Below are 15,113 nucleotides of genomic sequence, written 5' to 3'. Positions count from 1 at the left end.
TCTCCAACTGGCTGACGACACTATAAAAAGTTAGGCGGCGCCCTGCCTCTTCCCTTTGTTACAATTCGTTTCCCGGCCCGTACTGGATGCTGATCACGTACCAGAGCTTGCGGCCTTCGGGAGTGGGTACCGACACCTCGTCGTCCACTTCCTTCTTCAAGAGGGCCCTGGCCATGGGGGCGTCTATGGAAATGTAGTCCTTGCGGCCGTAGATCTCGTCGGGGCCGACGATACGGAAACGCTTGATATCCCCCGCTTCGTTCTCCACCTCCACCCAGGCACCGAAGAAGACCTTACCGTCCTGCTGGGGGCTATAGTCCACCACCTTCAGCACCTCCAGGCGCTTGCGCAGGAAGCGCACCCGCCTGTCGATCTCCCGCAGGCGCTTCTTGTTGTACTGGTAGTCGGCGTTTTCGCTGCGATCCCCCAGGCTGGCCGCCCAGGCCACCTTCTTGGTGACCTCGGGGCGCTCGGTACGCCAGAGGAAATCCAGCTCTTCTTTGAGGGCGTTGTAGCCCTCGCGGGTAATAAGGTCGGTTCTCATGAAAAGCGAAAGCCCCGGTGGTTAACCAGGGCTTTGTAGCCTCAGGAGGCCTTGCCGATCAAGCCTATTCCTTCTCCTTCTCTTCTTCCTTGAGCCTGTGGATCCCCAGGGCCGACATCACGTACTTCTCGTAGACGGGCTCAGAGGTGCCGTGGCGCACCTTATAGAGGAAGTACTTCTCGAAGGCCACCTTGGCCAGCTGCACCCATTTACCCTTGCTGGTCCAGTTGGTGTTGCGGGGCGGGTTCTGGGGCAAGGCCACGAAGGCGGCCCCGGTGTCCCCCATGTCCGCCAGGCAGACGGCGTTGAGGGTGGGATGGGCATGGGGTTCCTCCCCTCGCTCCAGCTGCAGCAGGTTCTCCACTATGGCGGTGGTCATGGACTCGATCATGAAACCGGTCTTGGGCACCCCGGTCGGCACAGGCGTCGCCTCCGGCGGCGCTATGGCCACGCAGACCCCGGCGGCGAAGATCTCGGGGTAGCGGGGGGAGCGCTGGCAGTCGTCGGTGATCACGAAGCCCTTGGGATTGCAGAGCCCGGGCACGGCCGCCACCGCCTCAGTGCCCTTGAAGGGGGGCAGGAACATGGCCAGTTTGAAGGGCCGTTCATGGCTGAACTCCACCTCGCCCTTGCGGTTCAGCTCCTCGATATTGGCCTTGCCGTCCTCGAATGCCTTGACCCTGGCGTTGCAGATCCACTGTATGCCCCGCTCCCGGAACTCGTGCTCCATCAGCCCCTTGGAGTCCCCCACGCCGCCCAGGCCCAGGTGGCCAAGGTAAGGTTCAGAGGTCACGAAGGTGATGGGCACCTTTTCCTTGAGCTTCTTCTTGCGCAGCGCCGCCTCCAGGGTCAGCACGTATTCGTAGGCGGGCCCGAAGCAGCTGGCCCCCTGCAGGGCGCCCACCAGCACGGGGCCGGGGTTTTCCAGCAATGCCTGGTAGGCAAGGTAGGCCTGCTCGGCGTGGTCCACAGTGCAGATGGACTGGGTGAAACCTTCAGGCCCAGCCCCGGGCACGGCGGCGAAATCCAGCCTGGGGCCTGTGCAGAGCACCAGGTAGTCGTAGTCGAGCTTGCCGTCGTCCCCCAACGTCAGCTGGCGCTGCTCGGCGTCTATGGCCTTGACCCCTTCGGGGGAGAAGCGGATCTGGCGCGGCTCCAGCTGCTCGGCCACCGGCAGGCAGATCTGGTCGCGGCGCCGCTCTCCCATGGCCACCCAGGGATTGGAGGGCACGAACTGGAAGTCGGGCCCTTCCCCCACCACTGTTACCTGGTAGGACGCCGGCATCCGCTGGCGCAGTTCCAGGGCAACCGACATGCCGCCCAGGCCGGCCCCCACTACCACTATGTGTTTCATCCGCCCCTCCTAATACCCCCATGGGTATGCAAACTGTAGAAAGGCAATCCGGTACTGGCAAGTCAGCCTCCATGAAAAAAGGCGCCTGCGGCGCCTTCCTTGTTCCAGCTCAACCCCAGCTGCGCATCTTGTGCCCCTTGAGGGCGTAGAAGGCGATCATCAGGTAGCAGGGCAGCGCCAGGGCGTAGGCCAGCTGCATGTTGCCGAGGTATTGGGCCAGGTGGCCGAAGGCCAAAGGCAGCAGGGCGCCCCCCGCTATGCCCATGATCAGCAGCGCCGAGCCCTGGGCCGTGTGGCGGCCGAGGCCGTCCAGGGCCAGTGGCCAGACGGCAGGCCACACCAGGGCGTGGGCCAGGCCCATCATGGCCACGAAGAGCACCGGATCCGGCACCGTCGGTATGCCGCTCCAGCCGAAGAGCCAGGCCGAGACGGCGCTGCTGCCTGGATTGCTGAAAAGCGCCGCCAGCACGCAGGCCAGGCCGGCGAGGCCGGACAGCAGCAAGGCCCTGCCCTGGCTCAGCCAACGGGGGATAAGCAACACCCCCAGGCTGTAGCCCAGCACCATGAACACCATGGTGTAGCTGGTCAGGGAGGCGTAGCGGGCCACCCCCAACCTCTCGCCGAAGAGGCCTATGGTGTCGGCGGCGATCACCTCCAGGCCCACGTAGGCGAAGAGGGTCAGGGCGCCCAGGATCAGCTGGGGATAGCGCAGCAATTCAGCCAGCCGGCCGCCCTGGCCGCGCTCGTCCCTGGGGTGGATGTCCGGCAACGGCGAGAAGCGCACCAGGGCGATGAGCGCCAGCAGGGCCCCGGCCATGTAGAGGTAGGGCAGCACCAGGCGCTGGGCGATGGCCCCCAGCTGCCGGGCCCGCTCTGCATCCGGCAACAGGCTGAGGCTGGCCTGGCTGACGTGGCTGAGATCGGCCAGCACCAGTGAGGTGAACAGCAGCGGCACCAGCACCCCGGCCGTCTTGTTGATGATGCCCATGATGCTGATGCGCATGGCGGCGCTGTCGCTGGGGCCCAAGAGCACCACATAGGGGTTGGAGGCGGTCTGCAGCAGCGTCAGGCCGGTGCCCAGCACGAACAAGGCCAGCAGGAAGAGGCCGTACTGGGCGGTGAGGGCCGCCGGTATGAACAGCAGGGCGCCCAGCGCCATGATGCCCAGGCCCCAGGCCATGCCGCTGCGGTAGCCGAGGCGCTCCAACAGCGCCGCCATGGGCAGCGCCATCACGGTGTAGGCGATGTAGAAGGCGAAGGCCACCAGCAGCGCCTCGGCGTCGTTGAGTTCGCAGATCAGCTTCAAGAAGGGGATCAGGGAACCGTTCAGCCAGGTGACGAAGCCGAAGATGAAGAACAGCAGGCCTATGATGGCCATGGGGACAAGGGCGCTGGCGCGCCCTTTTTCCTGTTGTGCGGCCAGCTCCATCAGGGTTTCTCCTCGAACTTGGCGCCGGCCAGGCCGGTGACGGCGGCGTTGGCCCAGTTGCCGCAGCGGCCCTTGCCGAGGGTGCGCAGGCTCAGCAGGCGCACGCCGCGGATGTCCAGCTCCGGCTTGACCACGGCCGGGGCCGCCACCAGGCCGCTGTCATAGAGCAGGCGGCCGTCGCCCCAGACCTGGAAGTGCAGGCCCTGGCCCTTGCAGCTGTCGTCTATGCCCACGTCCGCCTTGAAGCCCTGCCAGGGGCCGGACAGGCCGTAGTCCACCCGGCTTTGGCCTGCCACACCCAGGCCCTTGGCGAAGCCGAGGCCGTTCATGCGCATGGCGCCGCCGCCCTTGGCCTTGTCCTTGGCCGCGCCCTGGGGCGCCGCCAGCCAGGGGTGATCCGAGAGGTATTGGCGCTTGGCCTCGCCCCCCGGCAGCTGCTGGTGCAGCACGAACTCGCTGATGGTGATGGGGGCGACCTTGACCGGCTCCAGGGCGTTGAAGGGGGCATCCTGGACCTTGGCGGTGGCCTCCTCCTTCATGGCGTCACCCTGGCCGTCGTGGGAACTCAGGATCCTAAAGCGCAGCAGCCTGCCCACCAGGGGCTTGTCGAAGCGCACCTGCTGCATCCCTTCCTTGAGGGCCAGGGTCCCCTTGTAGGCGGGTTCACCCCACTGGCCGTTGACGTCGGCCATGTAGATCTCGAAGTCCTTCACCTGGCCGTAGCGCCAATGCTTGTCGTTGCGCGGGGCTATGTCGAAGCCGGTGATGGCCTTGCGATCGCCGAGATAAAGCACGAACTCCGGCGGCCCGTAGGCCAGGGCCTGGTCGCGGGAGGTGCGGAACCAAGTGCCGGGGTTGCCGTCCAGGGCGTTCTCGAAGGGCTGGCCCGGCTCCTCCAGGGGGCGGGACACCAGCTTGAGGCTGTCGGCGGCGACGGCGGTGCCGAGCTTTGGCATCTTGGGGTAGGCCGGGGTGGCGGCCAGGGCCTTGCCGGCGGCCGTTTCCACCAGCAGGCGGTGGCCGGTGCGCACCGAGCCCTTGGGGATCCGCACCTGGAGGGTGCCGAACTTGTCCTTGGCGTCGAAGAACCAGCCGCTGCCGGCCTTGTCCAGCGCCTCGAGGCTGTCCCGCTTGGCAAGCCGGCTGCCGTCCAGGCTCAGGCTGTCCGGGGCGACGCGGGTGCGCAGCATCAGCTTGTAGCGGCGCTGGGGCTCCATGCCCTGGTAGTCGCCGTCCACGGCGCCCAGCTTCACCTCGATGTCGCCGGCCTTGCCTTCGGGGGCGCTGACCTCGATGCGCTGCTGGCTGAAGGCGCCCTGCTGGTACTGGCGGCTGTTGCCGTCGTCTTCGTAGAGGCTGAAGTCGGAATCGCCATAGGGGTAGATGTCCAGGGTCAGCTCGTCCTTGGGCACCTGGCCGTCGAAGAGCGCCGGCGGGTACATGGGGATGATGGCCCCGGCCCGCACCAGCACCGGCAGCTTGTCCAGGGTCACCGGCATGTCGATGACCTTGCCGCCGGCCCCGGCCTCTGTGACCCGGCCATCCCAGTAGTCGATCCACTGGCCTTTGGGCAGGTAGATGCCGGCACGCCAGCCCTTGGAGGCCTCCTGGCTGCGGTAGACGGGGGCCACCAGGAAGTCCTTGCCCAGGAAGAACTGGTACTTGTGGCTCTCGTCATAGGCGTGGGGGTTCTGGGGGTGGTCCCACATCAGGCCCCGCACCAGGGGGGCGCCGCTTTCGGCCGCCTCATGGGCGTAGGTGTAGATGTAGGGCATCAGCCGCATCTTCAGCTTGAGGTACTTGCGGTTGATGGATCGGTAGGGTTCGTCGAACCACCAGGGGTGCTTGCGCTCGGCCTTGGACCAGCCGGACATGCCCATGAAGACGGGGGTGAAGGCCTTCCACTGCAGGTCCCGGGTGTAGGTCTCGGGGCTGCCGCCGAAGATGCCGTCCACGTCGCCGGTGGCGTAGGCCTGGCCGGAGAGGCCGGAGCCGATCAGGGTCGGGATATGCCAGCGGATGTAGTCCCAGCTGCCGCTCTGGTCACCTGTCCAGGTGACGGCGTAGCGCTGGATACCGGCCCAGCCCATGACGGTCCAGATGAAGGGCCTGGAGTCGGAATTTTTGAGGATGCCCTCGGCGGCGTCGTGGTTGGCGTCCAGGGCGAACTGGTAGCCCTTGCCGGTCCAGGCCACGTCCAGCTTCTGGGCCCGGGTGCCGGCCGTGCCCACTTCCCAGGCGATCTTCTCGACGCCGCTCTCGGTCCAGAGGCCGGTGTGGAAGCCGTATTTCTTGAGGCCCGCCACCACCTTGGGCAGGTCTGTGTAGCCGCAGCCGTAGCCGTCGTTGGGCAGTATCCAGCCCCCCGGCATGTCGTACTGGCGGTACTTGGCGGCGACGCTCTCGATGACGTCGGGGGTGGTGCCGGTGGGACCGTCAGACCAACCTTCCGGGACCGTGCCCGGCTTCTTGACGTTGTCGCCGTCGTTGTAGCAGTCGGCGTCGCCGTATTCGAAGGCCCAGCGGGGCAGCAGCGGCGGCCGGCCGGTGAGCTGGGTGTACTGGTCCAGCACCTGGTGGATGCCGTCGCCGAAGAAGTAGTAGGCGTCGAAGCGGTCTTCGTCGTGGCGGGTGCTGATATAGCCCTCGGAGCGGAAGTCGTACTGGCCGTTGCTCCAGGTGTTGCGCAGCACCCCGTAGCCCTTGCTGCTCATGTAGAAGGGGGCCGGGCTGGGCCTGTCGAATTCCTCCCAGCCGCCGGAGTAGGAGACATCCAGCACCTTGCCCTTGAACTCGAACTGGCCGTTCTGCTGGCCGCCGCCGAAGAAGTGCTCGTCGCCGCTGGCCGAGAGGGTCTGTTCGCTGGCCTTGCCGAGATCCAGGGGCTTTTCTTCGCGCCAGTAGGGGGTGCGATTGTCGGCGTGGTAGACGGCGAAATGCAGCGGCTTGGGATAGATACGCACCGCTATCTTGCCTGTGCTGAGCAGTTGGTAGCCGTCCTGCTGGCTGAGCTTGAAGGCCACCTTGGGGTGCTGCTGGTCCAAGACTATGGGCGCCTTGCCGTTGCCTGGCCCTGTCAGTTCGCCGTGCTGGCCCGCTTCAAGGTGCAGCAGGCCATCACCCAGCAGGCTGAGGCGGACCTTCTCCTTGTCCAGGGTCTGGATCTCGACGCCGTCGTCCGTGGGGCTCAGGCTCGCCAGCGCCCCCAATTCCTTCGCCTGGAGCGGTGCCGCCAGCATCGCCAGCGTCAGCAGCCCCAAGGTGCCTTTCTTGTCCATTCTCTTTCCCCCAATGTCATGGCGCTGGCCAGGGGAGGTCCGGGTGCCGATGGAGCACCCGGCCCTTGCCGAGGCACAGCATGGTTTCTGCGTTGTTGTTGAGTAGCGCCAGGTCGGCGACTTTGCCGACGGTGATGGAGCCGGTCTGGCCGTCCAGGCCCAGGAAGCGGGCCGGCGACAGGCTGGCCATGTGCACGGCGTCACGAAAAGCGACCCCGGCCAGTTGGTGCATGGACTGCACCGCCTTCTCCAGGGTCAGGGTGCTGCCGGCCAGGGAACCGCCGTCGGTGCGGGCTATGCCCTGGCTGACGTTGACGTCCAGTTGGCCCAGGCGGTAACGACCGTCGGCCAGGCCGCCGGCGTTGATGCAGTCGCTGATGAGGTGGATGCCGGCCGCGCCCTTGAGGCGGTAGACCAGGTCCAGGATGGCCGGGTGCAGGTGCACCCCGTCCGCTATCACCTCCACGGGGCAGGGTTCGAGCAGCACGGCGCCGGTGCAGCCGGGCTCGCGGTGGTGCAGGCCGCGCATGCCGTTGAAGACGTGGACGCCGCCGCAGGCGCCGGCCGCCAGGGCCTCTTTGGTGCGCTGGTAGTCGGCGTTGGTGTGGCCCAGCATTACCCTGACGCCCTTCTCCTTCAGGTAGGGAATGGCCGCCAGGGCGCCGTCCAGCTCGGGCGCCAGGGCCAGCACCTTGAGCTGGCCGCCGGCCGCCGCCATCAGGGCGTCCAGCCGCGCCGGCTCCAGGGGCAGGAAGTAGTCCTCGTTATGGGCGCCCTTGTGGTCGGCGGTGAAGAAGAGCCCTTCGCTGTAGGCCCCCAACAGGGCGGCGCCCGGCAGGCCTGAATCCATGCAGCAAGCCACGTTGGCCATGGCCGCCAAGGTTTGGGCCCAGCTGCTGGTGACGGTAGTGGCCAGGAAGCCGGTCACCCCATGGCGGGCCAAGGAGCCGGAGATGGTGGCCAGGGCCGCTGGGGTGGCGTCCATGACGTCGGCCCCTTCCCGGCCGTGGATATGGAGATCGATAAGGCCGGGGATCAGGGTGCAGCCGGGGGCCTCCAGCAGGGGCGCGCCTTGGGGCGCCTGGGGGCTGATGGCCTGGATGCGGCCTTCGTCCAACCAGAGCCAGTGGTCGACATAGTCCCTGTCTTCGGCGACAAGGCGCGAGGCCTTGATGGCGAGATCAGTCATGGGCCGCCGCCAACAGCGCTATGCCGCGGGCACCGCTGGCGTCGCCGAAGCGGGCCGGCACCAGGGGCGGGGCCTTGAAGCCGCCGAACAACAACGCATTCATGCGCGGCGGCAGCAGCGTATAAAATTCCTCCACCTTGGACAGGCCGCCCCCCAGCACCAGAATGTCGGGGTCATAGGCCAGCACCAGGGCGGTGAAGCAGGCCGCCAGCAGGTCCAGGTGGCAATCCAGGGTCCTCTGGGCAACGGCGTCGCCTTGGCGCCACAGGGCCAGCACCGCCTCGGCGTCCGATGCCACACCACCGAAATGGCGGTGCAGCCGCACCAGGCCGGGGCCGGCCACATAGGCCTCGAAGCAGCCCATCTGGCCGCAGCCGCAGCGCCAGAGCGGCAGGCCGTGGTGGGCCAGGGCGGCGGCCGGGGCCGGCTGGTGGCCGTATTCGCCGGCGATGCCTTGGCGGCCCTGGTAGAGCTTGCCGTCCACCACCAGGCCGCCGGCGGCGCCCGTGCCCAGCACGGCGCCGAACACCCGGCGTTGCCCCTGGCCGGCGCCACCATGGGCCTCGGACAGGGCGAAGCAGCGGCAGTCGTTGCCGAGGGTGACGGCCTGGCCCAGGCGCCGGGCCAGGTCCTGGCCCAAGGGCTTGCCGGTGGCGAAGGGCAGGTTGGCGCAGAGGCTGCGGCCCTCGCTGTCCACCAGGCCAGGCAGGGCTATGCCCACGGGGCCTGGGCCGAACTGCTGCTGGGCGTCTTGCACCAGGGTGGCCACGGCGTCCAGCAGGCTCTCGTAGCTGCCCGGGGTGGGGATGCGGCGGCGGCCCAGGTCGTTGAGCTGGTCGTCGAAACAGCCCAACTCCATCTTGGTGCCGCCGATATCCAGGCCGTAGTTCATGGCTCAGCCCTCGAAGGGGTGGATGCGCACCCCCTGCACCACCCGGTTCACCTCCCCTGTCGGGCAGGGGTTGTCCGGGCTGATGCCGAGGGCCAGTGATCGGTAGAAGGCCAGCAGCTGGGCCAACAGCACCGAAGGCAGGGCCCGCCAGCCGTCGCCGGCGCCGCCTGCCAGCCAGTCGCCGCTGCGCAGCAGGGCGCCGGCCTTGCCGTCCCGCTCAAGCTCCTCGAAGAGGTCCTGGTCGTAACGGTTGCTGTGGGTCTCGCCGCTGTCCAGCAGCACCACCAGGGTGTCGCCGTCCACCATGGACTTGGGCCCGTGGCGAAAGCCGAGCGGTGTCTCGGCGTAGGCGTCCACCCGGCCGGCGGAGAGCTCCAGCATCTTCAGCGCCGCCTCGGTGGCGATGCCCTTGAGGGGGCCGGCGCCAAGGAAGGCCACCCGCTTGAAGGGCTTTTGCCCCAGGGCCTGGAGGGCCGGCAGGGCGCCGGCCAGCAGCTGGCGGCCCTGGGCCACGGCCCAGTCTTTGCCTTCGCTGGCGCCGAACAGCAGCCAGGTGGCCAGCAGCATGGTGCTGAAGGAGCTGGTCATGGCGAAGCTCTGGTCCAGGGTCTGGGGCGGCATCAGCAGGCAGCGGCTGCCTTTTTCCTCGGCGGCCAGCCGGGCCAGGGCGCCCTTGGCATTGCAGCTGATCACCAGGTGATGGCAGCCGGGGCAGAGTTGGCTGGCCAGTTCCAGGGCCGCCACGCTCTCTGGGCTGTTGCCGGAGCGGGCGTAGGACACCAGCAGGGTCGGCACCCCGGGCAGCAGGTACTGGTCGGGGTTGGCCACCAGGTCGGTGGTGGAGATGGCCTCCACCAGCCGGCCCAGCTGGCGGGTCAGCAGCGGCGCCGCGGTCAGGCCCACGTAGGCGGAGGTGCCGGCGCCGGTGAGGATGATGCGAAGCTTGGGCACCGCCAGCAGCGTCTCCAACCAGGCGCGGACCTCGGGGTCCGCCTCCAGGGCGGCCCAGGTGTCCGGCTGCTGGGCTATCTCGGTGGCCGTCCAGTAGGCGCCCAGCGCCTTGAGGCGGGCAGTTTCGACATTCAGTACTGACATCTTTTTAACCTCGGGTGGCGCTGCCGTAGTCGCGCAGCACCGCTTTGATCTTGTCTTTGGCCAGGGCCCTGGCGTCGTTGGCCAGGTGCCCCTGGCGCAGGGCCTGGAACTGCAGCGGCAGGTACTGGCTGAGAAGGGGCAGCGGCAAGGGACCGGCCAGGTTGGCAAAGAGCCTGTCCTCGGCGGCCTTGAGGGCCGGCTCCGGCCAGTAGTAGCGGATGCGGTCGCTGAAGCTGAAGGGGCGCAGCAGCCGCAGCTGGGCTTCATCGCCTTTGTAGAACTTCTGCCAATGGCCGGGCCTCTGGCACATCAGGGCCTCGGCCTGCTGGCGCAGCCCTGAGCACTGCCCTTGGGGCAGCAACGCCTCTTCCATGTGGGCCAGGGCGAAGAGGGCCTCGCGCAGGGCGAAGGTCAGGGCCGGGCCCACCTTGAGGATGGCGAAGTGGTCCGCCACCAGGGCGCCGTAGGCCTGGGGCAGCTGGTAGTCGGTGGAGTGGGCCTCGAAGACGATGCCGGGCTGCTCCGGGATCAGCCCCTTGAGGGATTGGGCCGCCTCTGGCCGGTAGTCGATGACCCCCAGGTGGTCGAACTCGACCCCGGGCTGCACCACCAGGGCTATGACCCGCTGCCAGGCAGCCTCCAGCCCCAGGGCGGCGAAGGCCTGGCGGTGGGCGGCCAATGTCTGGCGGGCCGCCGCCACCGGCGTGACCTCCAGGGATTCGATGGCCTCGCTGGCCCCGCCCGGGGGCGGCACCTCTGTGCCCACCACGTAGCAGAGGTCGCTGTGGCCGAACTGCTTGAGCGCCGTTTCCTCGGCCACCCGGCAGAGGCGGGCGGCGCGGGCCGCTATGGTGGCGTCGTCCAGGACCGGCGGATCGCCGGCGCAGGCCATGGAACAGTCCAGGTGGATTTTCTTGAAGCCGGCCGCCACATAGGCGCGGATCAGCGCCTCGGCCTTGGCCATGGCGGCATCAGCCCCTTCGGCCAGCCAGCAGACGGGGCCCAGGTGGTCGCCCCCCAGCACCAGCCGCTGCTGGGGCAGGCCCACCCGCTCGGCCAACGCCAGCAGGTAGTCGCGAAAATCGGCCGGCGTCATGCCGGTGTAGCCGCCGAACTGGTTGACCTGGTTGGCGGTGGCCTCCACCAGCAGCGGGCCGCCCTGGGCCAGGGCCTCCTCCATGGCCGCCTCCAGCACCAGGGGATGGGCCGAGCAGACGGCATGGAGGCCGGCCTGCTGCCCCGCCCTGTTGCGTTCGATGATGTCCTGGATGACCTGCATCCTGCCTCCTAGTCCACTATCACCAGCTTGACCCCGGCGTCCTTGAGGGCCTGGGCGAAGCTGTCGGGAATGCCGCTGTCGGTCACCAAGGTGTCTATCTCGCCGAAGGCGCGGATCTGGTGCACCCCTGCCCTGTTGAACTTGGAGGAGTCGGTGACCACCACTATCTCCCTGGCCAGGTCGCACATCTGGCGGTTGAGGATGGCCTCGTACTCGAAGTGGGTGGTGATGCCGGCGTGGAAGTCGAAGCCGTCCACCCCCAGCACCACCTTGTCGAATCGGTAGCGCAGCAGGCTTTCCTCGGCCTGGCGACCGTAGAAGGACATGGATTTCTTGCGCAGGGTGCCGCCCGTCATCAGCACCTCGACGCCGGGGGCGTCCACCAGGTTCTGGGCGACGTTGAGGCCGTTGGTCATCACCACCAGCCGTTTGAAGTGGTGCAGGCAGAGGGCCACCTCGGCGGTGGTGGTGCCGGAGTCGAGGATGATGGCCTCCCCTTCGCGGATCTCCTTGGCCGCGGCCAGGGCCAGGCGGCGCTTGGTGTCGAGCCGCTCCTGGTGTTTCTCGCTGACCGAGAGTTCGCGGGTGATCTTGTTGCTGGCCACGGCGCCGCCGCGGGCCCGCACCAGCAGCCCCTTGTCGTGGAGCTGGTTGAGATCGGTCCTGATGGTGACTGTGCTGACGCCGTAGCGGGCCGCCAGGGCCTCCACTTCCACCCGTCCTTCCTTCAGTGCCCACTGCACTATGTCGTGTCGCCGTTCGATGCTGTTCATCAAGGCTGGATACCCAAATCGTTCATTGCCTGATCACCTTAGCCAACTTTCATTTCCTTTCAAAGTAAAATTTCTGAAAATTTTTTCGGCGGATCTTTCGAATGACGAAAGCGGCTGAAAACACTGGAGCGGACGGCTTCAAAGCCTTATCCGTAGCGGTTTTTCCGCATTAAAACGAAAGGTTTTACGCCATTTACCCCCTTGAATCCCTCGCTCGACTCGTTAAAAGATTTAACAAATGAAAGACAATGAAAGGCGCATGCCGAGCCCAGGTCTTCCGGCAGTGGCCGGCTCCCAGGCGCGCCCCTTACCACCACGGAGACAGCACGCCATGCACCGCAAGAACCAGATCCGCTACCTGAGCCTGTTGATCGGGGCCCTGCTCTATTCGGGCCAGCACCAGGCCTGGGCCCAGGACCAGAACACCCAGGCCGAGGACAGCCAGCAGCAGGACAAGAAGAAAAACAAGGACAAGGACAAGGACAAGCAGGACCAGCAGGCCGACGAGGTGATCGAGGTCAGGGGGATCCGCAGCTCCATCAAGGAGTCCCTGTTCATCAAGCAGAACGCCGTCAACGTGGTGGACGCCATAGTGGCGGAGGACATCGGCAAGTTTCCCGACCAGAACATCGCCGAGGCCTTGCAGCGGATGACGGGGGTGACCATCACCCGCAACGGCGGCGAAGGCCAGAACATCATGGTCCGCGGCCTGGGCGGCGACTACAACGTCACCACCATCAACGGCAGGCGCATGGCCTCGGAAGACAGCAGCCGCAACTTCAACTATGACCTCATCGCCGCCGAGCTGGTGTCCGGGGTGGAGGTGGCCAAGTCGCCCCTGGCCATCTACCCGGAGGGGGGCATAGGCTCAGTGGTGGACATCAAGACCCGCCGCCCCCTGGATTTCGACGGCTTCACCCTGTCCGGCTCCGCCAAGACCATCTATGAGGAGCGCACCGGCGACTACAGCCCCCAGGCCTCCTTCCTGATCAGCGACACTTTCGCCGACAACAGCTTCGGGGTGCTGCTCACCGGCGCCTACTCCGAGCGCACCATGCGTATCGACTCCTACCAGGGGGAAGGCTTCTTCGACCCGGCCGAGGGCATAGACGTGCAGGTGCCGGTGGACAGCAACCACAACGGCGTGCTGGACAACGGCGAGCAGAGCTACGAGTCGATGATCCCCGGCTATGTGCGCTACTCCAACTGGCAGGACACCCGCAAGCGCATCGGCGCCAGCCTGGCCATGCAGTGGCGGCCCAGAGACGACCTGGAGTTCAACTTCGACAGCATCTATTCGAGCTACGACACCAACGGCAGCCAGTCCCAGATCTCCTTCGTCACCTACGACGAGCCCTGGACCCCGGGCATTCCCTCTGTCGGCAACCTCAAGTTCGACGAGAACGGCAGGGTCAACTACCTGGAGCTCAACAACGGCGCCATGGCCGAGTTGCTGAACGTCTCCACCCCCCGCAACACCACCACCTACCAGGCCGGCCTCAACACCGTCTGGCACGCCACCGACCGGCTGAGCTTCGAGCTGGATCTGTCCCAGTCCGAAGCCGAGAGCAAGAACAGCGGCGACAACCGCTACGTGGTGGCCAGGGGCTTCGTGGACAGCATCACCATAGACCAGACGGGCGGCAACCTGCTGCCCGACGTCACCATGAGCCCGGCCCTGACCGCCGACCAGCCCTTCGGCGCCCACTACAGCTACAACTACGGCACCAACATCAAGGACAAGGTGGACGAGGTGCGCCTGGCCGGCAAGTTCGTGCCCGACGACGGCCTGATGTCCAGCCTGGATTTCGGCCTGCACTACGCCAAGCAGACCAAGACCCGCACCCAGTACAGATCCAAGAACCCCTCCATGTTCAGTAACGGCGGGGCCTACTTCAAGAACTCCCCCTATGCCAGCTACGACGACTCCAGCGTCCAGCAGCTGGGGGGCCTGAGCCTGTTCCGCCTGCCCGCCGACGTGCTGATCCCGGCCAACTTCGACCACTTCCTGGAAGGGGAACCCGGTAAGCATCCGGCGCCCTGGGCCAGCTTCGACTACGACAAGCTCTACGCCTTCTACCAGACCATCAACGCCCAGGCCGCCGAGGAACAGATCAAGGCGACCCTGCAGCCCAAGGACTCCTACGCCGTCAGCGAAAAGACCCTGGCCGCCTATGTCCAGGCCAACCTGGAAGGGGAGCTGTTCGCCCTGCCCTACGGCCTCAACCTGGGGGTGAGGGCCGTCAAGACCACAGTCACCTCCGACGGCTACACCCTGGACCTGGACGCCCTCAAGTTCGAGGAAGTGGACAAGAACGGCACCAAGGTGGTGCGCCCCGTCGGCAACCTGAGCGACTACTACGGCCAGTACTCGGTGCAGGGCGACTACACGGACGTGCTGCCCAGCCTCAACTTCAAGCTGCACCTCACCGACACCCTGCTGTACCGCTTCAGCGCCGCCAAGGTGCTGACCAGGCCCAACCTGGACTACCTGACCCCCTACAGCTCGGTGGACCTCAACCAGTTCAAGTACAACACCTCCAACCCCGGCCTCAAGCCGCTGCGGGCCAACCAGGCCGACACCACCCTGGAATGGTACTTCTCCGACTACGGTGCCCTGACCGGCGCCCTCTACTACAAGGACATCCAGTCCTTCATCAGCTATGGCCCCCAAGGCCATATGGACATCGGCGGCTACAACTTCGAGGTCAACGGCCCCACCAACGACCGGTACGGCGCCACCATCAAGGGCGCAGAGCTGGCCTACCAGCAGTCCATGGAAGATCTGCTGCCCGGTTGGTTGGGGGGCTTCGGGGTGCAGCTCAACTACACCTACACCGACAGCAACTACGAGGACCCCGAGAAGAAGGCCGCCGGCCTGCCCTTCGAGGGCATGTCCAAGGACTCCTACAACGCCGTGCTCTACTACGAGAAGTACGACCTGCAGGCGCGCCTGGCCTACAACTGGCGCAGCAAGTACCTGCTCTACCCCGACGCCTGGGGCGGCCCCCAGTGGATGTCGGCCTACGGCCAGTACGACTTCAGCGCCGGCTACTACCTCACCGACAAGGTCTCCCTGCACTTCGAGGTCAGCAACCTGACCAACGAGCGCCATTGGGGCTACATCAAGCGCCCCGAGCAGGTGGCCGAACTGTCCCGCTACGGGCGCCAGTTCGCCCTTGGCATCAGCGCCTCCTTCTAAGCCCAGGGGCTGCCACCGGCAGCCCCTTTTTTCATCCCTGCAAGACGCCATTGCCACAGCCCCAGGCCGTGGCACAAT

At 66.6% G+C, this 15,113-nt stretch carries 10 protein-coding genes; 1 reads left to right on the top strand and 9 read right to left on the bottom strand.

From position 1 onward, the window contains the following. Window positions 1–58 precede the first annotated feature (58 nt). From greB to agaR, 9 genes are all read right to left on the bottom strand, one after another. Window positions 59–544, bottom strand: a complete 486-nt coding sequence (greB, locus tag PVT67_RS01130; RefSeq protein ID WP_301496954.1) for a transcription elongation factor GreB — start codon at window positions 542–544, stop codon at window positions 59–61. 64 nt (window positions 545–608) lie between these two features. Then, window positions 609–1,898: an NAD(P)/FAD-dependent oxidoreductase gene (locus PVT67_RS01125; RefSeq protein ID WP_301496952.1), complete on the bottom strand. Its 1,290-nt coding sequence runs from the start codon at window positions 1,896–1,898 to the stop codon at window positions 609–611. Window positions 1,899–2,007: 109 nt separating this feature from the next. Then, window positions 2,008–3,327: a sugar MFS transporter gene (locus PVT67_RS01120; RefSeq protein WP_301496950.1), complete on the bottom strand. Its 1,320-nt coding sequence runs from the start codon at window positions 3,325–3,327 to the stop codon at window positions 2,008–2,010. Further along, window positions 3,327–6,605 carry a TIM-barrel domain-containing protein gene (locus PVT67_RS01115; RefSeq protein WP_301496948.1) on the bottom strand — a complete coding sequence of 1,093 codons (3,279 nt, stop codon included), beginning with the start codon at window positions 6,603–6,605 and terminating at the stop codon, window positions 3,327–3,329. Before PVT67_RS01115 ends, PVT67_RS01120 begins: the two co-directional genes overlap by 1 nt. A gap of 16 nt (window positions 6,606–6,621) precedes the next feature. Beyond that, window positions 6,622–7,794, bottom strand: a complete 1,173-nt coding sequence (gene nagA / locus PVT67_RS01110) for an N-acetylglucosamine-6-phosphate deacetylase (RefSeq protein ID WP_301496946.1) — start codon at window positions 7,792–7,794, stop codon at window positions 6,622–6,624. Beyond that, window positions 7,787–8,686 carry an ROK family protein gene (locus tag PVT67_RS01105; protein WP_301496944.1) on the bottom strand — a complete coding sequence of 300 codons (900 nt, stop codon included), beginning with the start codon at window positions 8,684–8,686 and terminating at the stop codon, window positions 7,787–7,789. Before PVT67_RS01105 ends, nagA begins: the two co-directional genes overlap by 8 nt. Window positions 8,687–8,689: 3 nt before the next feature. Next, the gene (locus PVT67_RS01100) at window positions 8,690–9,781 is read right to left on the bottom strand and encodes an SIS domain-containing protein (RefSeq protein WP_301496941.1); all 1,092 of its coding nucleotides are present in this window, start codon (window positions 9,779–9,781) and stop codon (window positions 8,690–8,692) included. Window positions 9,782–9,785: 4 nt separating this feature from the next. After that, on the bottom strand, window positions 9,786–11,060 hold the full coding sequence (locus PVT67_RS01095) for a D-tagatose-bisphosphate aldolase, class II, non-catalytic subunit (RefSeq protein WP_301496938.1): 1,275 nt from the start codon (window positions 11,058–11,060) through the stop codon (window positions 9,786–9,788). An 8-nt stretch (window positions 11,061–11,068) separates the two neighbouring features. Continuing rightward, window positions 11,069–11,836 (bottom strand): transcriptional repressor AgaR, encoded by a 768-nt coding sequence (agaR, locus tag PVT67_RS01090; protein WP_301496936.1) that lies wholly within the window; start codon window positions 11,834–11,836, stop codon window positions 11,069–11,071. 328 nt (window positions 11,837–12,164) lie between these two features. Between agaR and PVT67_RS01085 the strand changes: the two genes are divergently transcribed. Next, complete coding sequence (locus tag PVT67_RS01085) at window positions 12,165–15,035, top strand: TonB-dependent receptor (RefSeq protein ID WP_301496934.1); 2,871 nt, start codon at window positions 12,165–12,167, stop codon at window positions 15,033–15,035. Window positions 15,036–15,113: the final 78 nt, after the last annotated feature.

The organism is Gallaecimonas kandeliae, assembly GCF_030450055.1.
GTDB lineage: Bacteria > Pseudomonadota > Gammaproteobacteria > Enterobacterales > Gallaecimonadaceae > Gallaecimonas > Gallaecimonas kandeliae.
This window is presented reverse-complemented; position numbering and strand designations above follow the sequence as displayed.